Source organism: Mycobacterium syngnathidarum (assembly GCF_001942625.1).
GTDB classification, from domain to species: domain Bacteria; phylum Actinomycetota; class Actinomycetes; order Mycobacteriales; family Mycobacteriaceae; genus Mycobacterium; species Mycobacterium syngnathidarum.
Genome location: NZ_MLCL01000091.1, coordinates 85,392 through 108,892 on the forward strand (window position 1 = coordinate 85,392; position 23,501 = coordinate 108,892).

Below are 23,501 nucleotides of genomic sequence, written 5' to 3' on the forward strand. Positions count from 1 at the left end.
GGTTACTAGCCAGTAAACCTCAGACGTCCAGCACACAGTTACCGGATGCGGCGGAAACACACGTCTGGATCCGGGTGCCGGGATCATGCTCGACGCCGGTGCGCAGATCACGCACATGCCCCTCGACCAGGCCCACCACACACGACTGGCAGATCCCCATCCGGCAGCCGAACGGCATCTGGATCCCGACCTGCTCCCCCGCGTCCATCAACGGCGTCGCGCCGTCGACGGTCACCTCCTTGCCACTGCGTTCGAACGTCACGGTGCCCCCGGCGCCGTGCGGAGCGGCCCGCGACACCGCGAACCGTTCCAGGTGCAGGCGCTCGGCGATACCGGCGGCCTCCCACACCTGTTCGGCGTCGTTGAGCATGCCTTCGGGCCCACACGCCCACGCCTGGCGCTCACGCCAATCGGGAACCACCTCGCCGAGCCGCTCCAGGTCAAGCCTGCCTTCGGTCCGGGTGCTGCGCAACCGCAGCCGGTAACCGGGATGCGCATCGTGCAACGCCGCGAGCTCAGCGCCGAACATCACATCGGATTCCGTTGGCGCACTGTGCACATGCACGATGTCGGTGACCTGGTCGCGCCGCACCAGGGTGCGCAACATCGACATCACCGGGGTGATGCCCGAGCCCGCCGTCACGAACAACACCGATGCCGGCGCCGGATCGGGCATGACGAAGTTGCCCTGTGGCGCGGCCAACCGCACCACGGTTCCCGGACGCAGGCCGTCCACCAGGTGGGTCGACAGGAACCCCTCGGGCATCGCCTTGACGGTGATCGCAATGGTGCGCGCACCCGCCTCGGAGGCCTTCTCCGGTGTCGAGGTGAGCGAATACGACCGCCAGCGCCAGCGCCCGTCGATCAGCACACCGATACCGACGTACTGGCCGGGCTCATAGTCGAAGGAGAATCCCCAGCCCGGTTTGATCACCAATGTCGCCGAGTCGGAGGTTTCCCGCCGAACCTCGACCACCCGGCCGCGCAACTCACGCGCCGACCACAACGGGTTGGCCAGCTTGAGGTAGTCGTCGGGCAGCAGCGGAGTTGTCACCTGACCGACGATCCGGCGCACGATGTTCCATGCGGGGCGGCGCTCGGCGCCGGCGATGGTCGGCCTGACGGTGTCGGCCACACTGGCCGAGACCTTGATCGAGTTCTTGGCCATGAACCTACGGTACCGTAGGTTACCCGTCCGTAGCCAGTCGTACGTCCGCCTTCGCAGGTCGGGACGCCAAGATGTGTTCCTACGTTTGCCCCTCGGCAACCATGCAGATTTGTCGGGTCAGAGCAGTTCGAGCAGGAACGGCAATTCCTGAGGGGCGTACCACGCGAGGTCGTGATCCTGGGCGTCACCCACCGTGAGTTCGGCATCCTCGTCGCCCAGATCCGCATCGTCGATGACGTCGACGGCGGCCAGCACCGCCGGCTCTGCGTCGGCGTTGTCGACGTACACCGCGACGACGGCATCGATCGGCAGCGGCCCGGACAGCCGAACGACGGCGTCGTCGAGGTCGGGACGGATGGTCGCCTCGACATCCGTACTCGTGTCGGCCACCACCACCGCGCGGCGCGGCGGCAGATCCGCATCCGAATCCAGCGCCGCGAGCAACCGCAGCGAAGCCAGCGCGGCCTCACGCAACGCCACCTCGGCGAGTTCGTCGTCGTCGCCCTCGGCGTAGCCCTCACGCAAGGTGGGGGTGACAGCGAAAGCCGTCCCGTTCACCGCGAACAGCGACCGGTCGGCAACGAGCTGCTGCAGCATCGCGAGAGTGCCCGGGACATACACGCGCATGGTGAACGAGGCTAGACGTATTCAGAGGCCGGCCGCCAACCTGAATGCCTTGGACTATGGTCGATCGATATGTCGGACGTCGAAGTGAGTGGCATCAGGGGAGCATTCCGGAGCCTGAAGACCCCCGTCTTCGTACCTGCCTCGATCATCATCATCGGGCTGATCGTGTTTTCGGCGGCCTACGCCGGCGTTGCAGAAGAAGCGTTTACCCAGCTCAACGCTGCGATCACGGACACCGTCGGCTGGTGGTACATCCTCATCACCACCGGCTTCATCCTGTTCGCCGCGTACTGCGGGTTGTCGCGCATCGGCCACATCCGGCTCGGCCGCGACAACGAGAAGCCGGAATTCGGGTTCTTCTCGTGGCTGGCGATGCTGTTCAGCGCGGGGATGGGGATCGGTTTGGTCTTCTACGGCGCCGCCGAGCCGCTGACGCACTACGCCAACCCGCCCGCCTCGCGGGGAATTCCGGGACTCACCGATCAGGCCGCCAACCAGGCCATGGCCCTGACGTTGTTCCACTGGGGGCTGCACGCGTGGGGCATCTACGTCGTGGTGGGCCTCGGCATGGCCTACATGACGTACCGACGGGGTCGGCCCTTGACCGTTCGATGGCTGCTCGAGCCGCTGCTGGGCCGGCAACGGGTCGAAGGACCGATCGGCCACGCTGTCGATGTCATCGCAATCGTGGGCACGCTGTTCGGAGTCGCGACTTCGCTCGGCTTCGGCATCACCCAGATTGGTGCCGGCCTGCAGTACCTGGGCTGGATCGAGCTGAACAACTGGTGGATCGTCGGCATGATCACCGTCATCACCGGAATCGCGACATTCTCGGTGGTTACCGGCGTCAACAAGGGACTGAAGTGGCTGTCCAACATCAACATGACGCTGGCGACCGCCCTCGCCGTCTTCGTGTTGCTGCTCGGCCCCACGCTGTTCCTGCTGCAGGCGTGGATCCAGAACCTGGGGATCTACATCCAGTCACTGCCCGAGCTCATGCTGCGGACCGCTCCGTTCTCCGATGGCGCATGGCTCGGCCAGTGGACCATCTTCTACTGGGGTTGGTGGATCAGCTGGGCGCCCTTCGTCGGAATGTTCATTGCCAGGATTTCTCGCGGCCGCACCATCCGAGAGTTCGTTGCGGGCGTGTTGTTGATTCCCACCGTGATCGGGTCGTTGTGGTTCACCATCTTCGGCGACTCGGCGATCCTCCGTCAGCGCGACGAGGGTGACATGCTCGTGGACGGCAAGGTAGACACCAACACCGCATTGTTCCGCTTGCTCGATGGCCTGCCACTGGCCGTCGCAACGAGCGTGATCGCAGTGCTCGTCATCGTGTTCTTCTTCGTGACGTCGTCGGACTCCGGCTCGCTGGTGATCGACATCCTGTCCTCCGGCGGCGAATTGGACCCGCCCAAGGCCACGCGGGTCTACTGGGCAGTGCTGGAAGGGGTGGCAGCCGGAGTTCTGCTCATCGTCGGTGGTGCAGGTTCTCTGACCGCACTACAGACAGCCTCGATCGCGACTGCGCTGCCCTTCTCGATCGTGATGGTCATCGCGTGCTGGGCGATGCTGCGCGCGTTCCATTACGACGTGGCCACCACACCGCAACTGCTGCAGATCTCCCAACCCGACCACGTGGCCACCTCCCAACGCCACCCACGTCACGACGTTTCGGCCACGTTGGCCGGCCTGTTCGCGGTGCGCAGCGTGGATGCCGATACGTACGAAGTCCATCCGGAGACGGGCGCCATCGTGATCGCCGACCCCGAAGACCCGTTGGGAGGCGAGGTTTTCGACACCGAGGAGTTCAGGCTGTCGGCCGAGGCGCAGCGCACCAACGGCGAGCAGCCGTCGGGGAATGACGCCAACACGTCGTAGCAACGAGCTGGCGACCATCGCTACTTGGCCGCCTCCAACAACTCTTCGAGAGATTCCCGCAGAAGGCTGGGCAGGACGTCGACGTCGCTCATCGCGTCCCGATCGGCGTTGATCCCGAAGTACAACTGGCCGTCGTATGAAGTGACCCCGATCGCCAGCACTTGATTCTGCAGCAACGGCGGCACCGCATAGGTCTCCAACAGCTTCGTGCCCGCGATGTACATCTGTTTCTGCGCCCCGGGCACGTTGGTGATCAGCAGGTTGAACAACCGCGCCGAAAACCCTGTCGCCACGCGAATACCCATGGCATGCAAGGTCGGCGGCGCGAATCCGGACAGCGTGACGATCGTGCGCGCGTCGACCAGGCTGGTGGCGGCGGAATGCGATTCGGTGGCATGGGCGATCTGCGACAGCCGCACCACGGGGTTGCCCTCACCGACCGGGAGATCGACCAGGAACGGCGAGACCTCGCTGATCGCCTGCCCTGGTCCCGAGGAATCCAGTTCGGCGTCGGGATATACCGACATCGGTGCCATGGCCCGGACGGTGGTGGTCGGGGTCACCGGCTCCCCGCGGGACAGCAGCCAGTTGCGCAGCGCGCCGGCGACGACCGCCAGCACGACGTCGTTGATGTCGCAGTTGTAGCGGGCGCGCACCAGCCGGTAGTCCTCCAACCGGTGCTGGTCCACCGAGAACCGGCGGTTGCGCGAAACCCGTGTGTTGAGCGGGCTGCTGGGCGCGGTGCCGCGCGCGACCGTGCGGGCCACGTCGGCCACCCGCCGGCCCACCGCGGCCAGTTCGCTGGCATTCGTGGCCACCTCGGTCACGGTGTCCCGCAGGGCGGCCAGCTGGCTGGTCGGCCGCGCGATCCACTCACCGATCGCACCGAGCACCAATTGCCGGTCGCTGGGTTCGCGGGCCGGAATCCAGATGTCCTCGCCGAACTCCGGTGGCTTCTGGGTGCGGTCGGCGATGACGTGGCCGATCTCCAGCGCGGTCATCCCGTTCACCAGCGCCTGGTGCGTCTTCGTGTAGATCGCGATGCGGTTCTTGGCCAGCCCTTCGACCAGATACATCTCCCACAACGGCCGCGTTCGGTCCAACGGCCTCGACCCCAACCGGGCGATCAGATCATGCAGCTGCGCATCGCTGCCCGGCGACGGCAGCGCGGAGCGCCGGATGTGGTAGGTGATGTCGAAATCCCGGTCGTCCACCCACACCGGCCGGGCCAGGCCCAACGTCACCTCGCGTACCTTCTGCCGGTAACGCGGAATCTGCGGCAAACGGCGCTCGACGGTCTCGAGCAGGGATTCATAACTCAAGCCGGCCCGCGGCTTGCGCAGGATCGACAAGGATCCGACGTACATGGGCGTAGCGGTGTTCTCCAGGTGGTAAAACGCTGCGTCGGACGCCGACAGCCTGCTCACCATTCGGCGCCAACCTCCCCTTCTGCTCCCCTTGAACCCCGTCACGGTAACTGGCGATTCGGCCACCGCGCATCACGGGTACCGCCATGCGTCAATTTCACCCACGCCGCCACGCAATCGGGTAACCGTTCCCGCGCCAACCCATGCATGGCAGGCACCGGATTATCCGTGCGTCCGGCGCGGCGAACACGTGCGATCATGGGTAGGTCTGCACCTCTCCAGCAGATGTCGTCCGTCATACCGACCGCTGGAGGCTGCCCGTGCCCATCCCGAAACTCGCCGAACAATCCGCCCGTACACGTTCTGTCCGCCCGCCGATGATCGCTCCGGTCATCGACTTCGAGCCGCCCGCGCTGCCGCTGGTGGCGTCGGGACCGATGTCCGTGCCGGCACCACCGGGTCCGACGTGCCCGGCTCCCACCGTGCTGCGCGGGCACACCGCGCGCCGGTTGCGGCTGGTCTCCCCTGAGCCGGATCGGCAATTGCCGCCCGGCGCGGCGCAATTCGCCGACATGGCACTGCGTCGAGTCCTTGAGGTCGTCGACCGGCGCAGGCCTCCGGCCCAGTTGAGGTCGTTCATGAGCCAACTGCTGCTCGACGCGGTCATTGCGGCCGCCAAACCGCGCCACCCCACGGCGGCGAGTCTGCGCCGGGTGGGGCTGCGTCCGGCAGCCTCATCCGAGGCCGCCGAGCTGTTCGCCACCTACACGCGTGGCGCACGGGTGCGCGCCATCGCCGGGCGGATCGAATTACGCAGTGGCCGTTGGCAACTCACTGCGCTGCAGTTGGGCTAACCCTTGCGGTGCGACTTGGACGGCCGGCCGGTCTTGGCCTGCTTGCGGGCAGCTTCGCGGCGCTCACGCCGGGTGCCGCCCGACGGTGCGGAGTGCCGCCCCCCGCCGGAGCGCTGCACCTCCGCCGTACCGTCCTCCGCCGGACCCGTGTAGGTCAGCGGAGGAGCCTCGTTGTCGATCCCCTTCGCGCGCAACGCCGGCGCGGGACGCTCCTTGGTGGCCACCGCACCCGACTCCGAGTCAGCCGCTGTGGTTTCGCCGGCCTTTGCCGCGGCAGCCGCCGCGAACTCGGCCAGCCCGCTGGGTGCGGCCACCGGCGCGACTTTGGCGCTTGGGGCAGCCGGCGCGGCCTCGACCTGGACGTTGAACAGGAAGCCGACCGACTCCTCTTTCAAGCCGTCGAGCATGGCGACGAACATGTCGTAGCCCTCGCGCTGGTACTCCACCAGTGGGTCGCGCTGGGCCATCGCACGCAGGCCGATGCCCTCCTTGAGGTAGTCCATCTCGTAGAGGTGTTCGCGCCACTTACGGTCGATCACGTTGAGCAGCACGTTCCGCTCCAGCTGCCGCATCGCGCCATCGCCGGCCAGCTCCTCGAGCTGCTTCTCACGCTCGGCGTAGGCGCGGTCGGCATCTTTGATCAACGCGTCGAGCAGCTCGTCGCGGGTCAGCTCACCGGGCTCACCGACCGCGTTGGAGTCGATCAGGTCATGGTGGTCGATGCCAACCGGGTACAGCGTCTTGAGTGCCTCCCACAGTTTGGCCAGATCCCAGTCCTCGGCGTAGCCCTCGGCCGTCGCGCCGTCGACGTATGCGGTGATGACGTCGACGAGCATGTCGTGGGCCTGTTCCTGGAGGTTCTCACCCTCCAGGAGCATCCGCCGTTCCTTGTAGATGACCTTGCGCTGCTGGTTCATCACCTCGTCGTACTTGAGGACGTTCTTGCGGACCTCGAAGTTCTGCTGCTCGACCTGAGTCTGGGCGCTCTTGATGGCGCGAGTCACCATCTTGGCCTCGATCGGCACGTCGTCGGGCAGGTTGAGCCGGGTGAGCAGCGATTCGAGGGTGGCGCCGTTGAAACGTCGCATCAGCTCGTCGCCCAGCGAGAGGTAGAACCGGGACTCACCGGGGTCGCCCTGGCGACCCGAGCGGCCGCGCAGCTGGTTGTCGATACGACGCGACTCGTGGCGTTCGGTGCCCAGCACGTACAGCCCGCCCGCCTCGACGACTTTCTCGGCCTCCTTGCCGGCCTCTTCCTTGATGGTCGTGAGGGTCTCGTCCCAGGCGGCCTCGTACTCCTCGGGCGTCTCCACCGGGTCCAAGCCCTTTTCCCGCAGCCGCTTGTCGGCCAGGAAGTCGGCGTTGCCGCCGAGCACGATGTCGGTACCGCGGCCGGCCATGTTGGTGGCGACGGTGATGGCGCCGAGCCGGCCGGCCTCGGCGATGATGTTCGCCTCCTGCTCGTGGTACTTCGCGTTGAGCACGTTGTGCGGGATCTTGCGCTTGGTGAACTGCCGGGACAGGTACTCGGAGCGCTCGACGCTGGTGGTACCGATCAGGACCGGCTGGCCCTTCTCATACCGCTCGGACACATCGTCGACGACCGCGATGTACTTGGCTTCCTCGGTCTTGTAGATCAGGTCGGACTGATCGGCGCGGACCATCGGCTTGTTGGTCGGGATCGTCACCACGCCCAGCTTGTAGATCTCGTGCAGCTCGGCAGCCTCGGTCTCGGCCGTACCGGTCATGCCGGACAGCTTGTTGTAGAGGCGGAAGTAGTTCTGCAGCGTGATGGTGGCCAGCGTCTGGTTCTCGGCCTTGATCTCGACGTGTTCCTTGGCCTCGATCGCCTGGTGCATGCCCTCGTTGTAGCGCCGGCCCAGCAGCACACGGCCGGTGAACTCGTCGACGATGAGCACCTCACCGTCACGGACGATGTAGTCCTTGTCGCGCTGGAACAACTCCTTGGCCTTGATGGCGTTGTTGAGGTAACTGACCAGCGGCGAGTTGGCGGCTTCGTAGAGGTTCTCGATGCCCAGCTGGTCCTCGACGAACTCCACACCCAGCTCGTGCACACCGATGGTGCGCTTGCGGATGTCGACCTCGTAGTGGACATCCTTCTCCATCAGCGGAGCGAGCCGGGCGAACTCGCTGTACCAGTTGGAAGCACCGTCGGCCGGGCCCGAGATGATCAGCGGGGTGCGGGCCTCGTCGATCAGGATCGAATCGACCTCGTCCACGATGGCGAAGTTGTGGCCCCGCTGGACCATGTCGTCGACCGAATGCGCCATGTTGTCGCGCAGGTAGTCGAAACCGAACTCGTTGTTGGTGCCATAGGTGATGTCGGCGGCGTAAGCGGCACGGCGTTCCTCGGGGGTGAGCCCGGACAGGATCACGCCCACCTCCAGGCCGAGGAACCGGTGGACGCGGCCCATCCACTCGCTGTCACGTTTGGCCAGGTAGTCGTTGACCGTGACGACGTGCACACCCTCGCCGCCGAGCGCGTTGAGGTAGGCGGGCAGCACCGCGGTCAGGGTCTTGCCCTCACCGGTCTTCATCTCGGCGACGTTGCCGAAGTGCAGGGCCGCGCCGCCCATGATCTGGACCTCGAAATGCTTTTGGGACAGCACCCGCCAGGCGGCTTCACGGGCGACGGCGAACGCCTCGGGCAGCAGGTCGTCGAGGTCCTCTCCGTCCGCGAGCCGCTTCTTGAACTCGTCGGTTTTGGCTCGCAGCTCGGCGTCGGTGAGCTTCTCCATGTCGGAGGCCAAGGTGTCGACATAGTCGGCCACCTTCTTGAGGCGCTTGACCATGCGGCCTTCACCGAGACGGAGCAACTTCGACAGCACGCTATTTCCCCTGTGGGTTCGATGGATCCCATGGTCGGGATCGGTCGGGCTTGTTGGCCTCCATCGTAGGTGACCGGTAGAAGTCGCTGGTTCTGCCGGCGCGAAGAAACAAAAACGCACCCCGGAAAGCTCCGAGGTGCGGTTTTGATTGTCCGGCCCTGGCCGGGAAGCGTCACGCCAGGCGGATCAGCCCGTAGTCGTAGGCGTGACGGCGGTAGACCACCGACGGCCGGTCACTCTCCTTGTCGTGGAACAGGAAGAAATCGTGCCCCACCAGCTCCATCTCGTAGAGGGCGTCGTCAACGGTCATCGGTTTCGCCGGATGTTCCTTGGTCCGCACGATCCGGCCCGGCTCGTGGTCCTCGAGACCATCTGCCAATCCGGCATCGGCCGTCGCCATCGGCTGCTGCTCGAACAGCGTCTCGTGCGCGGTCGCTTCGGCCAGCGAAACCGGGGTCTTGTCGCCGTAGTGGATCTTGCGGCGGTCCTTGCCCTTGCGCAATCTGCTCTCGAGTTTGCCCGCCGCCGACTCCAGGGCAGCGTAGAAACTGTCCGCGCACGCCTCACCACGGACCACCGGGCCACGGCCCCGGGCCGTGATCTCGACGTGCTGGCAGTTTTTGCGCTGACGACGGTTGCGTTCGTGGTCGAGTTCGACATCGAACAAGTAGATGGTGCGGTCGAACCGCTCCAGGCGCGACAACTTCTCCGAGACGTAGATACGGAAATGGTCTGGAACTTCGACGTTTCGACCCTTGACCACAACCTCTGCGTTCGGCTCCGGGGTGGTGTCGCCGACCTTCTCGTCGGGGTCGACCACCATGGTGGCACTTGTGTCCGGGGAATGGGTTGACATACTCGGCAACTCGTTTCTCTCAGTTGTCACACGCATCACGCGTGCCCTGCTTATCAACGAATCGGAATGTGCCGATGGGCCGGAAAGTTTGCTCCACCCAACGGCGCAAGGTGTCGGGTACTCACCTCCTACCGTTTGGCAGTGAAGTGGCGCTGCGTGTCTTCGAGCGCCGCCGTGAGTGGTTCACGGGTCGTTGCTGCCGACGGTAGTCCGTGTTCACCCACTCGTGCCACCAATTTCAAATACGCGTTCTCAGTTCTTCACGCGGGTTTGATCACAGCGAAACGATCCCTACGTCAGGCGTGCGAAATCGCCAGTACAGCGGACACCCGCGCGCCGGCTCGGGTGAGCATCCGCACTGATTCGGCCGCCGTCGCCCCGGTGGTGACGATGTCGTCGACCAGTAGCACCTCACCGCCGACCGGCGTGATCAGACGCACCCGGCCGGCGATGTTGCGCTGACGTGCGGCGCCCGACAGGCCCACCGAATCACGCACCCACGGGCGCAGGCGCAGCGCCGGCACCACATGCACACCGGGCAGACCGGAGACCGCCGCCGTCGCAATCCTGCTGACCGGGTCGCCGCCGCGGCGACGAGCTGCGGCCCGCCGTGTCGGCGCCGGCACGACAGTCACCGGCGTGCCGACGATGCCCCAGGTCAGCAGGTGTTGCAGACCTTCGTTGAGCGCGGCCGCCAACGGCGCCACGAGGTCCGTACGCCCCTTTTCTTTGACCGCGACGATCGCGCGCCTGCGGATACCGGCGTGGCGTCCGAGCGCAAACACCGGGACTTCGGGGTCGGTGCGCGGGGTGAGCAGGTGCGGCTCGTCGTCATTCACCCCGAGTTGTGCGGCGCACGACGCACACAACCGGGTGGACGGCGCGCCGCAGCCACCACATTCCAGCGGCAGGATGAGATCGAGCATGCCGGCAGTCTGCGCCCGGTCGGTGACAAATTCAGGTGCAGCTTCGCCGCTTTCCACCTGCGGGTCGCGGATCCACGGGTGGCACGGCCATGCGGTGAAAAACGCCGCTTCGGGCGCGGGACGGATCCGGCTCAGCCGGGCAGCACCGGCAACGAGCCGGGGACCATCAGCGGGCGCACGTCGACCCAGCCGGGGTTGTCCTGGCTCGCCGACGCCGACAACTGCATCACACCGCGTTGGTCGGCCACATAGACCGTCGACGGATTGGCTGCCACGGTGCCCACCGGGACCACCAGATTGCGGCTCGGCCCATCCGAATTCACTCCGTCGAGATTCACATACGAGACGGGGTGGGCCGGATCGGTCCGGCTGACCACGATGTCGTCTCCGGTCCGCCAGGACAGCGACACCACGCTGTTGCCCAGACCGAAGCCGAGACGCCGCGGATAGGTGAGCAGGAATTGGCCTTCGGGAGTGCGCTCGATCCCCGCCAGGATCACCTGACCGCCGATCACCATGGCCGCACGGGTGCCGTCACGCGAGAGTTGCAACTCGGTGATCGGCCCCGGGTAACGGCTCGCCACCGCGGCGACGTCAACCGGAATACGCGCTGGCACGCCCGACGCGTCGCGGATGGCCCGCACCACGTTGGCGTTGTCGACCACCACCCACACGGCGTCGTCGAGCGACCAACTGGGCCGGGTCAAGGTACGACCCTCGATGGCCTTGGCGGTGGGCCCGCCCAGCGGCCCCATCCACAGCGAGGCGGCGGTGGCTTCGGGCGCGTCGGGCAACACCACGACCGAGGCCGCGTCCTGGCCATTGCGCGACACCGAGGCCGACATCTGGTTGGGCGCCGAGCCGAACGCTCCGGGCACCCCGGTGGTGTGCTGTCCGTCGACGGCCACCAACGAGCCACCCACGAGCGCATGCAAACCGGCTGCCGCACCGGGCACGGCCCCCGGATCGGTCGCGGCGACGTCGGAGGTTTCCCAGCCGTCGGCAAACCGGTCGTCCAGTGGGGCGCCATCGGCGTTGATCACGTAGGGACCGCTGATCCCGGCCCGCGACAGGGTCCAAATGATCTGCGCGGCAAGCAGTTGACGACTGTGCGGATCGGTGGTCGAGAGGTTGTCGAGGTCGATACGGGCGCCACCGTAGCCGCGGCCCACCCCGGTCTTGCCGCCGTCGGCGCGGGTGACCGGGCCACGCATCCGCAGCGGTTCGTCGAGCAGGTTGCGCACAGACCTGGCCATCTCCGGACGCGGCCCGGACACGAGCTTGGAGATCAGTTCGGTCGCGAGTTGGTCAGGATCGGAGACCGCGACATAGCGCGGATCGGGCACGACCGTGGTTCCGGTCGGGTCGACGAAATACAGGGTATTTCGCTTGTAGGTCGACTGAAACTGTTGCCAGTCGAGGAATACGCCGTTGGGCAGCCGGTCGATACGCCAGCCGGCAGGGGTTTGGACGAGCTCGATCGGACCGGGATCGGGCAGCGCACCCTCCCCCGTCTCGAACACGCCCATGTCGGACAGCGATCCCAGGATGTCGGCCTGCATGTTCACCGAAACCCGGTCCGAGGTACGGGTTTCGGTGAACACCACGCGGTCGAGCAGCAGCGCGCTACCGGCGTCGTCCCAGGCACTGGAAGCCGACTCGGTAAGGAACTGCCGGGCCGCAAGATGCCGGTTGGCGGGATCGGCAGTGGCCTTGAGGAATTCGCGCAGCAGCACATCGGGATCCATCCCGGGCGCCGGCTTGGGCAAGTTCGGCGGCGCCGGTTTGTCGACCGTGCCGATGGCCTGCGGGGAGGACGAATTCGGGATTCCCGCACAGCCGGACACCAGCACAACCAGACCGACGATCACCACCGTCAGCAGGCGCTTCACACGCTCTCCTCCGCATGCTCGCGGTCTCGGTTGGGACGCTGCCGCTGTTTCTGCTGCGGTGCAACAGGTTTGAGTGGCAACGGGCTGGTGGTCACCTTGTGCCCACGCACCAGCGGCAGTGTCAGGCGGAAGCAGGCCCCCTTGCCCGGTTCGCCCCACGCCTCCAGCCGGCCCTGGTGCAGGCGTGCGTCCTCGATGCTGATGGCCAGACCCAGGCCGGTACCACCGGAACGACGGACCCGCGAGGGGTCCGACCGCCAGAACCGGCTGAACACCAGCTTCTCCTCGCCGGGGCGCAATCCGACGCCGTAGTCGCGCACGGTGACGGCCACGGTGTCCTCGTCGGCGCCCATCCGGATACGCACGGGTTTGCGTTCGGCGTGGTCGATGGCGTTGGCGATGAGGTTGCGCAGGATCCGCTCCACCCGGCGGGGATCCACCTCGGCGATCACCTCGTCGGCGGGCATGTCGACGTCGAGCTCCACTTCGGCGTCGGCAGCCAGGTGCCCGACGTTGTCCAGCGCGCTCTGCACCGTGGAGCGCAGGTCGACCGACTCCACCGAGAGCTCGGCCACACCGGCGTCGTGGCGGGAGATCTCGAGCAGGTCGGCCAGCAGGGTCTCGAAGCGGTCCAGTTCGTTGACCATCAGTTCGATGGAGCGCCGCAATGCGGGGTCGAGATCCTCACTGTGGTCGTGGATCAGGTCAGCCGCCATACGCACCGTGGTCAACGGGGTGCGCAGTTCGTGACTGACGTCAGAAGTGAAGCGGCGCTGCAGGTTACCGAATTCTTCGAGCTGCTGGATCTGGCGCGACAAGCTCTCGGCCATGTCGTTGAACGACACCGCCAGCCGGGCCATGTCGTCCTCGCCACGCACCGGCATCCGCTCGGTGAGGTGACCTTCGGCGAACCGCTCGGCGATCCGCGAGGCCGACCGCACCGGTTGCACGATCTGGCGGGCCACCACGAGAGCGATCGCGGCCAGCAGGCCCAACAGCACGACGCCACCGGTTGCCATGGTGCCGCGAACCAACGAGATGGTGCTCTCTTCGTTGTTCAGCGGAAAGATCAGGTACAGCTCAAGATTCGGCACCGACGACGACGCCGGGCTACCGACGATCAGCGCCGGCCCGGAAAACGCATCGGTGGTCACCGTGGCGTACTGATAGCTGACCTGTCCGGCTTTGACGAAGTCGCGCAACGCTTTCGGCACCTGCTGTACCGGCCCGGCCGCCGCGGCTTCGCGCGGGCCGTCGCCGGGGACGATGAGGACCGCGTCGAACGCGCCGGCCACGTCGGCGCGCGCATCGGCCTTGCGATCGATCAACGTGTTGCGGGCCAGTTGCAGGCTGCTGTCGAGGGAGCGACTTTCCTCACCGCCGACGATGCCGCCGACCGTGACGCGGGCCCGCTCCACCTCCTCGGTGGCAGCCTTGACCTTGACCTCCAGGATCCGGTCGGTGATCTGACTGGTCAGCACGAAACCGAGGACCAGGATCACGGCGAGCGAAAGCCCCAACGTCAGAGTGACCACCCGCAGTTGCAGCGAACGCCGCCACACCAAGCTCAGCGCCCTACCGAGCGTCCCCAATCCGCGCAACAGTGGGCCGGAACCTCCCCAGCGCCCACGGATGCGCCGCCTGGAGCTGAAGATCACGGGGGTCCGGCCTTGTATCCCACTCCTCGAACGGTCAACACCACCTGCGGGTTCTCCGGGTCCTTCTCAACCTTGGCCCGCAACCGCTGGACATGCACGTTCACCAAACGGGTGTCAGCGGGGTGGCGATATCCCCACACCTGTTCGAGCAGCACATCACGAGTAAACACCTGGCGCGGTTTGCGTGCCAGCGCCACGAGCAGGTCGAACTCCAGCGGCGTCAGCGAAATCTGCTCACCCTGGCGGGTCACCTTGTGGGCCGGCACGTCGATCTCGACGTCGTTGATCGACAGCAGCTCGGCAGGCTCGTCCTCGTTGCGGCGCAGCCGCGCGCGCACGCGTGCGACCAGCTCCTTCGGCTTGAACGGCTTCATCACATAGTCGTCGGCGCCGGATTCCAGGCCCAGCACCACGTCGACGGTGTCGGTCTTGGCGGTCAGCATGACGATGGGCACGCCGGAATCGGCACGCAGCACACGGCACACGTCGATCCCGTTCATGCCGGGCAGCATCAGGTCCAACAGGACCAGATCGGGCCGCAGTTCACGTACCGCGGTGAGCGCCTGGCTGCCATCGCCGACGACTGCGGTGTCGAATCCTTCACCACGCAAGACGATGGTGAGCATCTCGGCCAGCGATGGGTCGTCATCGACGACAAGGATCCTTTGCCTCATGGTGTCCATGGTGTCACCAGATCGCGACAAAACCCGGGTACCACACGCGGGTTTCTCCGCTTTATCTGCTGCTTAGCCGACTTGCCAGGGCTGCGGGGTCCACTTCCGGACCCGCGACGGCCCATCGACCGCACCAGTCGGCGGATGCCAGCGCGGCGTAGACCTCGCCCGTGCGCTGCTGCAGGCCGCCGTCGCGCTCATAGGCGTCCCTGGCCCGATCCGCTTCGGTGTTGGCACGGTGCTCGGCCCGCTGGGCGGCAAGCTCGGTCGGTACGTCCAGCAGCACCTGCCAATCCGGCGGGGGCATTTTCAGCCGCCCGAACTCGAGCTCACGCACCCACTGGACCACCTCGCCCTCGGCGTGCTGATGTAGGCGAGCTGCGCTGTAGGCGGCGTTCGAAGCCACATAGCGGTCCAGGATGACGACGTCGTAGGCCGCCAGCAGATGCTCGATCTCCTCACGGGCCCCAGCCCGGTCCAAGGCGAACAAGGTGGCCATCGCATAGACCGAGTCGGCCAGGTCGCCATGGGCCCCGTGCAACGCCTCGGCGGCCAGATCGGCGGGCGCCGACCGGTGATAGCGCGGGAATGCCAAGCTGCCCACGGACAGGTGAGCGACCTCGAAAGCCGCCCGCAGGCCATCGGTCAACGTACGTTTGCCTGCGCCGTCCACACCCTCGATCGCTATGAGCACAGTGGCAGCGTAATCGGCGCGTAGCGCCCATCCTCTATTCGCCGCTCAGCCAGCCGTACACCCGTAGACACACGGTCCCGAACAACAGCAACGGACCCAAGACGCCGGTCAGCGGAGTCGCTCCCACCACCGCGGTGACCACCCCGGCAACGATCGCGAACGCCAGGAACAGGAGCCGCACCATCAAGAAGGTTCGTTCACGTAGCACCGCGCGCAGGGTCGGAGGCGGCACGCTGCGCACCAGCCAGACGATCACCCCCACCAGCCCGAGCGTCAGCAGGGCGGTGAGAATCCTTGGAACCACCGTTGATTGGGAATCTTCGTGCATGGCCATCACGGCGATCAGCGCGATGGCCAAGAAGATGACGCAGGCGGTGGACAGCCGCGTCACCCGGATCAGCACCACCCCGATGTTGCGGCGGGCCAACGCGCCCAGCCCGGGATCCAGCCGGCCGGCCCCGAGAAACCCGTTGATCGATGTCGTCAGCTTGCCCCACTTGAGCCGGGTGACGGCCAGGTTGTGAACGGCCGACGCATGGTCGGGCTCCAACCGCAATGCCGCCTGATAGCTGTCCTCGGCAGCGGTGAAACTGCGCAGTGCCCGGTGGATGTCGCCACGCAACACCAGGGAATCCGCCGACTCCGGATAGAGCCGCAGTGCTTCGTCGACGACATCCAGCGCCTCGCGGGAACGGCCGGCGTCGTGTAGCAAGCTCGCATAGGTGTAGTGCACGGAATGGATGTGCGGATTCTCGGTGGCTGCCCTCCACGCCATCTGCAAGGCTTCCTGCCGCCGCCCCTGCCCGTTCAATGCCAGGGCGTAGACGCGCATCACGTGTTCGTCGCCGGGAGCGGCGGCCAACGCCGAATGAGCGGCCTGCGCCGCGGCTCGGTAGTCCTTCAGCCCCAGGCATGCACGGGCGTACTGCGCCAGGAGCCCGGCGTCGTCGGGATTCTCGGCCAGTGCACACTGCAGCACCTCGGCGGCACGCCGGTAGTTCCTGGTCCCCAGATACGCCTCGGCAACATCACCTGGCCCCGCGGCCGAGGTCACCGAAGCTTGTTCCGGCGCAGGTACTTTGCGAGGTCGTCGTAGGTGCCGTCACGGTTGCCGAACTCGACGACATTGCGGGCGGTCTCGAACCAGGGCCCGGCCGAGGCCCTGATCTGCCCCAGCGCTGCTTCGATGTCGGACATCTGAACCGGCCTGACCTGTCCGCTTCGGAGCGATTCGGCCATCGCCAATTGCGTTGCGGTGTCGCATACGTGAGCCAGGTCGGCGCCCGAGAAGCCATCGGTCCGTTTGGCCACCGACGCCAGGTTGATGCCCTCGACCGGCCGGTCCTGCAGGTGCAACTTCATGATGGCGGCGCGGGCTTCCGCGTCGGGCAGCGACACGAAGATCATCCGGTCGAACCGGCCGGGCCTGCGCAGCGCCGCATCGACGTCCCATGGCGCGTTGGTCGCACCCAGGACGTAGACGCCGTCGTTGGCCGATGTGGCCGAATCCAGTTCTTCCAGAAGGGCGTTCACGACGGTCCGCAATCCGGCCGACCCGCTCAACGCGGAACGTCGATGACCGAGCGCATCCACCTCGTCGAAGAACAGCACGCAGGGTGCGTTGCGACGCGCGTTGTCGAAGATCGATCGGATGCTGTGTTCGCTCTCGCCGAGCCAGCGTGACAACACGTCGGCGATACCGACCTGATAGAAGTTGGCCCCGAGTTCGCCCGATACCGCCTTGGCGATGTAGGTCTTGCCGCAACCCGGCGGTCCGTACAGCAGTAGCCCGCCACGCGCGGATACCTTGAACGCCTTCATCAGCTCGGGATTGCGGATAGGACCCAGCAGCGAGAGCTCGAGTTGTTTCTTGACGTCGGCCATCCCGGCGATGTCGGCGAGCCGGACCGAGGTGCGTTGCACTACGTCGAAGTCGTTTTCATTCACGGCCTCGCCCGGTTCCTCGACGAAGGCGGGTTTGACGATGTCGGCGACCTGCTTCTCGGCGGCCGTCCAGTCGAAGCCGCGGGCCGGCTCCGCGGGTGCGGCGGGCGCACCCCCGCCCGCCAGTCCGGCGCTGCACTGCTGCAGTAGTGCCACGGCCCGGGTGTTCGCGGCGTCCCGGGCCAGCACTGCGCTGCAATGTGTCAGCGCCTCGGCGTGGCGGCCCCGTTCGACCAGCAATGTGGCCAGGTGCAGCCGCAACTCCGCCAGCTCCGGACTGCGTTCGACAGCGGCAGCCAACTCTTCGATGACTGCGTCCTCAGCCATTCGCACCCCCGGTTGATCGTTCGTGAAATCCTATCCGGAGCCTGACGGCGCCTTCTGCGGGTAATCCGGGCACCCAGGGCCCACAAGATAGCCATGCTTATTTTTGCGTCCGGTACGGTCTCCTGATCCCAGGAATCGCCGAAGGATGAGGTAGCGGATGTACCAGGACACGACGCTCGCCGCAGCTACCCTGCTCGACCTGCTGCAACAGAGGGCCGCGACGCATCAAGACAAGGTTGCGTTCAGCTTCTCCTATCACGGCGACGACGAGAACCGCACCCAGCTGAGCTATCGCGAACTGGATCGCCGGGCCCGGGCAATCGCGTCCACGCTGCAACGATCGGGCGCTGCCGGTGAGCGCGTCCTGGTCTTGTGCCGGCCCGGCCTGGACTCCATCGCCGGTTTCTTCGGCTGCATCTACGCAGGCGCAGTCGCGGTACCCGTGCACGAACGACTGGCGCCGCGGCTGTCCGCGGTGGTGCCCGACGCGCACGCCCGCTTCGCGGTGGCCACCGCCGAGACCCAGGCGAAAGTCAAGGCCGCGATCGACGAGCTGGCCGAGGGCCGCGACCTGTGCTGGATCCGTGCCGACGAGGACGAGGACGCCGCCCGGCGAGCTGACAGCTGGGTGGCACCCGATCTCGACCCGGACGCAACCGCCATGGTGCAGTACACATCTGGCTCGACCACGACGCCGAAGGGCGTCGCACTGACGCACCGCAACCTGCTGCACAACATGGAATCGGTTCGCCAGGTGTGGCACGGCGACGACACCGCGATCAGCGTGTTCTGGCTGCCGTCGCATCACGACATGGGCCTGATCGGCGGGATCCTGTCGATGCTCTACGTCGGGTGCACCACCCATCTGATGTCACCGTCGTCCTTCGTCAAACGCCCGATGGGCTGGCTGGAGGCGATATCCCGGCATCGCGCGACCTTCACTGCCGCACCGAACTTCGCCTACGACCGATGTGTAGAAGAGAGCACCGCAGAACAGCGCGCGGCGCTCGACCTGTCGAGTCTGGCCATGGCGATGAACGGTGCCGAGCCGGTTCAGGCCGCCACGCTGGAGAAGTTCGCCGAGGCGTTCGCACCGGCGGGGTTCCGTCCGGAGGCGTTATGTCCGGTCTACGGGCTCGCCGAGGCAACCCTGCTGGTGTCCGGCGGGTCGGACGCCGCACGGCCGGTCGTCGCGCACGTCGACCGCACCGGCCTACAAGCGGACCGCGTCGTCCACGCCGAGCCCGGGCATCCGTCTGCCGTGGCACTGGTGGGGTGCGGTCGGCCCCGGGGCGGCCAAGAGGTGGTCATCGTGGATCCGCTGACCCACCTGCCTTGTGGCGCAGACGAAGTCGGTGAGATCTGGATCGCCGGCCCCAGCGTCGGATGGGGCTATTGGGCCCGGCCGGATGAGACTGCGCAGACGTTCGCAGCGGTTCTGCCCGACGCCTCCGGCGGCCCGTTCCTGCGCACCGGCGATCTGGGGTTCCTGCGTTCGGGCGAGTTGTTCATCACCGGACGCTGCAAAGATCTCGTCGTCATCCGCGGCGGCAACTACTACCCCAACGACATCGAGCGGACGGTGCAGGACTGCCATCCGACCCTGGTTTCCGGCCGCGGCGCGGTGTTCGCGATCACGCCCGGCCTTGGTGCGGTCGAACAGCTGGTGGTGGTGCAGGAGGTGGCCGGCGATCGCGATGACCTCACCGACCTGGCCCAGGTGGCCCAGACAATCCGCACCGCCGTGACCGAGCGCTACAGCGTCGAGCCGAACTCGGTTCTGCTGGTGCAGCATCTGTCGATTCCGACAACGTCGAGCGGCAAGATCCAGCGCAGTCAGTGCCGGCAACAGTTGCTCGCCGGCGAGATCACACCCGTGGCGCACTCGCTGGCGCCCTCGGCTCTCGACGACCTGGCCAAGGCCCGCGAGCTCGAGGCCGCGACGCATATCGCCGAGCTGATCAAGGCGGAGGCAGCCCGCCAGCAGCGCGCCGCGAGCCAGAACTAGCCCAGAATCTCATCAGATTTGTTTGCCTGCCGAGGTTCGCTCCGCTGGCAACTGCAGGCGTGTGACACCCCGGTCCGCATGCGCCTGCACCGCCGGTGACGCGAGCCGCACCGCGCCACACGTCCCCCGATGAATGAGCGTGTGCCCACACCTGCCGAGCAGCGGGGCGTTGAGTCTGCTCGCTACCACTGACCCTCGCAGCCCCGAGTCCCAGCCGGTTGCGCCACGAGCCGACAGTGGGTCTACACCGGCATGGCCCTATTGAGCTGTGTTGTCTCACAGGACTTTTTAGCAGACACCACCAGCTTTCGTGGACGGCCCACCCGTGGTCCGTCGGCAAGAATCCGCCGCCGCCCCGAATCGGTTCTTGCCCCCGCGCGCCCCGGTCCTCCGCGGGCGCCTGCCACGAGATGAGAAAATGTCTAATTATTAGCCCAAATCTGGTTCGAGCCCGGCTGACAGCGACTTCTCCCGCAGTGCCACGTTGCTCGATCAGACCGACCCTTATACCCCCTAGGTAGATTGCCCCGAATTTGCACAAGCAACTACTTGGTTGGGCTATGGTCTGTCCGATTATTTACAGACGCGAAAGGAGATGCCGTGCATCTCGTTGCTCAGCCCCACACCGCTGTGGGCGCAAAGCAAGTAGTAACCCGTCATTGGCTCACCGCAGCCGGTGTCGTTGTCGCCACCGCCGGGATGATTGCCGCCGCCCCGGGAATCTCCCCGGTCGCCGCCGGCGCCCAGCACGACGTTCACGCCGACGCCGTGCGACTCACGGCGGGCTGGGATCCTTTCGCTCCCGTGCAGGCCGCGTTCGACACTGCCATCGCCAACGGCACGGTTCTCGGCGACAACTTCCTGTTGGCCCCGGGTGTCGGCCTTCAGCAGGCAATTGCCAACCAGATCGGTTATGCCAAGCAGCTGTTCGATGATCCGTCCACCTTCGAGGCGGTATCGCAACAGTTCGCCGCGAACGCGATGAAGGTGATCACGGGTCTCACCCTGATCGGTGCGGATGAGGACACCAGGGACGCGGTGCTCAAGCACACCCTGGGCGGCTTGCACGGCATGGGCCTCGACATGTTCCCCAGTTTCCTGGCCGAAGGTGTCGATGCCGAAACGTTCTCGGCGGTCATGGATGTTCTGGCCTCACCGCTGAGCGGTGTTCTGATCGGATTCGCCGGTCCGGCGGTCAGCCCGGCGGTGGCACTGCTCAACAGTGCCATGGCGATTTCGACTGCCCTGCTGGCCGGCGACTCGTCGGCCGCACTCTCCAGCCTGTTGGGAGTACCGGCCGGCATGGCCGACGCGTTCCTCAACGGAGCCAATCTCAACCTCGACGCATTGGCACCGATGATCAACGACGCAGGCCTGATCAAGGACAGTGTCAGCATCGCAGGCCTCAACGTCGCGTTCGGCGGTCTGCTCACCCCAGGCTCGACCGATCGGAGCACGTACGAGTACACCGATGACGAGGGCAATGTCGTGGAGATCCCGTCGGTCGGCGGCTCGATCTTCAACAGCATCGGCATGGACGTCGAACTCGGCGGCCTCGGCATCTCGCTCGATGGCGAGGCGGTCGGTCCGATCGGCGCGCTGCAGGGCCTGTCGCAGACGGTCGGCGTGCTACTCGGCAGCGGCTGGGACGACTGGGACGGCAAGGGGAATGCGCCTGCCCCCAAGCCCCCGCTGTTCGGACTTCATCCGCTTACAACTGGCGACGTCTTCAGCGATATGGCCGAAACCGCCGGTGTCACAAAGCTTCGAGAGGCGCTCAAGGCCGCCGCCGTCAACGACATCTTCAAGAAGCTGCAAGGCACAGACGCCGGTACCGAGACTGTCGCAGACAAGGCTGCCGACACCGACACTGCTGAGGCCACCACCGCGGACACCACGCCGGCCGACAAGGTCGCCGCGGCCACCGAGCTGACCCACACCACCGCGAACAAGACGGTGGCGGTGGCCGTCCCGGCTCCGGAAGCTGCAGCTGCGACCGAGAAGCTCACCACGACCCCGGCCGTCGATGCGACCGAAAAGGCCAGTACGACAACGCCGCCGAAGCTCGACGTGCTGCCGAAGGCACCGACCACCCGACCCGACGCATCGTTCGGCAAGAGCCAGCGCAAGGTCGCCCAGGGCATTCGGGACGCAGTCAAGAACGCCCGCGACGGACTCAGTGGATCCAACAACCGGACGAAGGGCCAACCCGCTTCCAGTTCAACGAGTTCGGGCTCAAGCACGTCCAGCTCCGCGACAAGCGGTTCCGGCAGCTCGGCCAAGGCCAAGACGGCGAAGCCGAAAGCGAAGGACAGCTCCACCAAGAACAAGAACAAGCACAAGAACAAGGACTGACCGAGCCAATGTCACGACGGTGGGCCCCTCTTTGGAGGGGCTCATCGCGTGTCGGCCTGATGTCCTAGAACTCTCCGCAGTTGGGCGTGGTCGGTAATCCGTTGAAGCGGTCGGCAATCCACTGCATGCCACGCTCCCCGTCGACGAGCATCGGCAACGCGTGGTTGATCACCAGCTTGTTCAGAAACGGCGGCTCTTCGTTCGTCCAGAACTGGACATCGGCGCCCTTGTCGCACCAATCCCGCCCGAGTTGGTTGGCCGCGGTCCACGGCACCAACGGGTCATACCGGTTGCTGAGAATCATCACCGGTGCATTCGGTTTGTACTTCCCGATCTTCTGCATGTCGAACAGCGTGCTGAACGGCTCTTCGTTCACCGCTTGATAGATGTCGACGTTGAAGTAGGGCTGCAGGTGCCGGAACATGAACTTCGTGATCGTCTCGGCGATGCACTGATCCTGCACCTTGTGCAGCAGATCCGCCCCGCGCGGCGTGAGCTTCGAGCGGATCAGATCCTCGAATTCCGGATAGCTGGTGATGACGGAGTTGAGCGCATACCCGACCACGCCGACCAGTGCACTGCCGTCGGCGTAGGGGAACAGCTCCTTCAGGTCGGCAGGCGGGGCACCCGCATAGGTGCCCACGACGTGTAGATCCGGCGCGTACGATGACGCCAGCTCCGCCGCCGACGCCGCCGCGCCACCGCCCTGCGAGTAGCCCCAAAAGGCGACCGGCCCATGGGGATCCAGTGAGGTGCCGGGAAGCTTCATCGCTGCCCGGCCGGCGTCGAGCATGGCATTGCCCTCGGCAACCCGGTTCACATACGTGTGCAGTCCGGGCGTGCCGAGGCCTTGGTAGTCGGTCATCACGATGGCGAACCCGCGCGCCACCATGGTCGCGACGAACATCGCCTCGTAGTTGAACGTGACGTCCAGCCACGGCGACCAGTGGATACCCTGATTGAACTGCCGCGACGGTGCACATTGGTCCCCCTGCCCCTGGGTGCCCGGGCCGTAGACGATCAACGGCCGGGGGCCCTTGCCCGGCCAGTTGTTGTGCGGCTCGAAATAGGTTCCGGTCACCGCCATCGGATTGCCGCGAGCATCGGTGCTGCGGTACATGATTCGCGTTCCGTCGGCGACGATGGCACCGAGTTCGCCGGACGGCTCCAGCACGAGCCGTGACGGCTCGGACTTGATCAGGTCCCCCGGCGAGCCGGGCAACGGGTCGGGCGGCGTGTAGAACGCCTGGTACTCATCCTCATTGAAGATCGGGTCATGGTTGTCGATCGTCGGATCGTCGGCGCGCGCCGGCGCAATGCCGATACATCCGAGCAGCAACAAGACACACAGAATCCCCCAGACCCGACCCACGAGGCGGAACAATAACAGGCAGAACCTGACATTTGTCAGATACCGCCAT

17 protein-coding genes are annotated in these 23,501 nt (G+C 66.1%); 4 read left to right on the forward strand and 13 right to left on the reverse strand.

The window, feature by feature from the left end; genetic code table 11:
* Positions 1 to 19: 19 nt before the first annotated feature.
* Both BKG60_RS29560 and BKG60_RS29565 read right to left on the reverse strand, forming a co-directional pair.
* Entirely contained in the window at positions 20 to 1,168 is a 1,149-nt protein-coding gene (locus BKG60_RS29560) for a ferredoxin reductase (RefSeq protein WP_075910351.1), read from the reverse strand.
* 117 nt (positions 1,169 to 1,285) lie between these two features.
* Positions 1,286 to 1,795 (reverse strand): DUF6912 family protein, encoded by a 510-nt coding sequence (locus BKG60_RS29565; protein WP_075910352.1) that lies wholly within the window; start codon positions 1,793 to 1,795, stop codon positions 1,286 to 1,288.
* Between the two features lie 69 nt (positions 1,796 to 1,864).
* On the opposite strand from BKG60_RS29565, the gene BKG60_RS29570 reads away from it, so the two are divergent.
* The gene (locus BKG60_RS29570) at positions 1,865 to 3,676 is read left to right on the forward strand and encodes a BCCT family transporter (RefSeq protein ID WP_075910353.1); all 1,812 of its coding nucleotides are present in this window, start codon (positions 1,865 to 1,867) and stop codon (positions 3,674 to 3,676) included.
* Between the two features lie 20 nt (positions 3,677 to 3,696).
* Here the strand turns inward: BKG60_RS29570 and BKG60_RS29575 are convergent, their stop codons facing one another.
* The gene (locus BKG60_RS29575; RefSeq protein ID WP_075910354.1) at positions 3,697 to 5,106 is read right to left on the reverse strand and encodes a WS/DGAT/MGAT family O-acyltransferase; all 1,410 of its coding nucleotides are present in this window, start codon (positions 5,104 to 5,106) and stop codon (positions 3,697 to 3,699) included.
* A gap of 257 nt (positions 5,107 to 5,363) precedes the next feature.
* On the opposite strand from BKG60_RS29575, the gene BKG60_RS29580 reads away from it, so the two are divergent.
* The gene (locus tag BKG60_RS29580) at positions 5,364 to 5,897 is read left to right on the forward strand and encodes an Rv3235 family protein (RefSeq protein WP_239252532.1); all 534 of its coding nucleotides are present in this window, start codon (positions 5,364 to 5,366) and stop codon (positions 5,895 to 5,897) included.
* On the opposite strand, the gene secA is transcribed toward BKG60_RS29580, so the two are convergent.
* The 9 genes from secA to BKG60_RS29625 form a co-directional block, all read right to left on the reverse strand.
* Entirely contained in the window at positions 5,894 to 8,746 is a 2,853-nt protein-coding gene (gene secA / locus BKG60_RS29585; protein ID WP_075910356.1) for a preprotein translocase subunit SecA, read from the reverse strand. The genes BKG60_RS29580 and secA overlap by 4 nt on opposite strands.
* 172 nt (positions 8,747 to 8,918) lie before the next feature.
* Positions 8,919 to 9,569, reverse strand: coding sequence for a ribosome hibernation-promoting factor, HPF/YfiA family (hpf, locus tag BKG60_RS29590; RefSeq protein ID WP_165688732.1), 651 nt, complete (start codon positions 9,567 to 9,569; stop codon positions 8,919 to 8,921).
* Positions 9,570 to 9,898: 329 nt separating this feature from the next.
* Positions 9,899 to 10,528 carry a ComF family protein gene (locus BKG60_RS29595; RefSeq protein ID WP_075910370.1) on the reverse strand — a complete coding sequence of 210 codons (630 nt, stop codon included), beginning with the start codon at positions 10,526 to 10,528 and terminating at the stop codon, positions 9,899 to 9,901.
* Positions 10,529 to 10,659: 131 nt separating this feature from the next.
* Positions 10,660 to 12,420 carry an MtrAB system accessory lipoprotein LpqB gene (gene lpqB, locus BKG60_RS29600; protein ID WP_075910357.1) on the reverse strand — a complete coding sequence of 587 codons (1,761 nt, stop codon included), beginning with the start codon at positions 12,418 to 12,420 and terminating at the stop codon, positions 10,660 to 10,662.
* Positions 12,417 to 14,078: an MtrAB system histidine kinase MtrB gene (mtrB, locus tag BKG60_RS29605; protein WP_075910358.1), complete on the reverse strand. Its 1,662-nt coding sequence runs from the start codon at positions 14,076 to 14,078 to the stop codon at positions 12,417 to 12,419. The genes lpqB and mtrB overlap by 4 nt, the downstream gene beginning before the upstream one ends.
* Positions 14,075 to 14,761, reverse strand: a complete 687-nt coding sequence (mtrA, locus tag BKG60_RS29610) for a two-component system response regulator MtrA (protein WP_070187218.1) — start codon at positions 14,759 to 14,761, stop codon at positions 14,075 to 14,077. Before mtrA ends, mtrB begins: the two co-directional genes overlap by 4 nt.
* 52 nt (positions 14,762 to 14,813) lie before the next feature.
* Entirely contained in the window at positions 14,814 to 15,446 is a 633-nt protein-coding gene (locus tag BKG60_RS29615; protein ID WP_070187219.1) for a dTMP kinase, read from the reverse strand.
* 34 nt (positions 15,447 to 15,480) lie between these two features.
* Positions 15,481 to 16,500, reverse strand: coding sequence for a tetratricopeptide repeat protein (locus BKG60_RS29620; RefSeq protein WP_070187220.1), 1,020 nt, complete (start codon positions 16,498 to 16,500; stop codon positions 15,481 to 15,483).
* The gene (locus tag BKG60_RS29625; protein WP_070946393.1) at positions 16,497 to 17,717 is read right to left on the reverse strand and encodes an ATP-binding protein; all 1,221 of its coding nucleotides are present in this window, start codon (positions 17,715 to 17,717) and stop codon (positions 16,497 to 16,499) included. Before BKG60_RS29625 ends, BKG60_RS29620 begins: the two co-directional genes overlap by 4 nt.
* Positions 17,718 to 17,874: 157 nt before the next feature.
* On the opposite strand from BKG60_RS29625, the gene BKG60_RS29630 reads away from it, so the two are divergent.
* Positions 17,875 to 19,725: a fatty acyl-AMP ligase gene (locus BKG60_RS29630; RefSeq protein ID WP_075910359.1), complete on the forward strand. Its 1,851-nt coding sequence runs from the start codon at positions 17,875 to 17,877 to the stop codon at positions 19,723 to 19,725.
* Between the two features lie 600 nt (positions 19,726 to 20,325).
* Complete coding sequence (gjpA, locus tag BKG60_RS29635; protein WP_131827540.1) at positions 20,326 to 22,080, forward strand: outer membrane porin GjpA; 1,755 nt, start codon at positions 20,326 to 20,328, stop codon at positions 22,078 to 22,080.
* Between the two features lie 64 nt (positions 22,081 to 22,144).
* On the opposite strand, the gene BKG60_RS29640 is transcribed toward gjpA, so the two are convergent.
* Positions 22,145 to 23,452, reverse strand: a complete 1,308-nt coding sequence (locus tag BKG60_RS29640; protein WP_083650377.1) for a lipase family protein — start codon at positions 23,450 to 23,452, stop codon at positions 22,145 to 22,147.
* Between the last annotated feature and the right edge of the window lie 49 nt (positions 23,453 to 23,501).

What these genes read in the sequence shown, in the direction of transcription:
- BKG60_RS29560 (WP_075910351.1), bottom strand. Translation starts at nt 1,168, where the DNA reads ATGGCCAAGAACTCGATCAAGGTCTCGGCCAGTGTGGCCGACACCGTC.
- BKG60_RS29565 (WP_075910352.1), bottom strand. Translation starts at nt 1,795, where the DNA reads ATGCGCGTGTATGTCCCGGGCACTCTCGCGATGCTGCAGCAGCTCGTT.
- BKG60_RS29570 (WP_075910353.1), top strand. Translation starts at nt 1,865, where the DNA reads ATGTCGGACGTCGAAGTGAGTGGCATCAGGGGAGCATTCCGGAGCCTG.
- BKG60_RS29575 (WP_075910354.1), bottom strand. Translation starts at nt 5,106, where the DNA reads ATGGTGAGCAGGCTGTCGGCGTCCGACGCAGCGTTTTACCACCTGGAG.
- hpf (WP_165688732.1), bottom strand. Translation starts at nt 9,569, where the DNA reads ATGGTGGTCGACCCCGACGAGAAGGTCGGCGACACCACCCCGGAGCCG.
- BKG60_RS29595 (WP_075910370.1), bottom strand. Translation starts at nt 10,528, where the DNA reads ATGCTCGATCTCATCCTGCCGCTGGAATGTGGTGGCTGCGGCGCGCCG.
- mtrA (WP_070187218.1), bottom strand. Translation starts at nt 14,761, where the DNA reads ATGGACACCATGAGGCAAAGGATCCTTGTCGTCGATGACGACCCATCG.
- BKG60_RS29625 (WP_070946393.1), bottom strand. Translation starts at nt 17,717, where the DNA reads ATGGCTGAGGACGCAGTCATCGAAGAGTTGGCTGCCGCTGTCGAACGC.
- BKG60_RS29630 (WP_075910359.1), top strand. Translation starts at nt 17,875, where the DNA reads ATGTACCAGGACACGACGCTCGCCGCAGCTACCCTGCTCGACCTGCTG.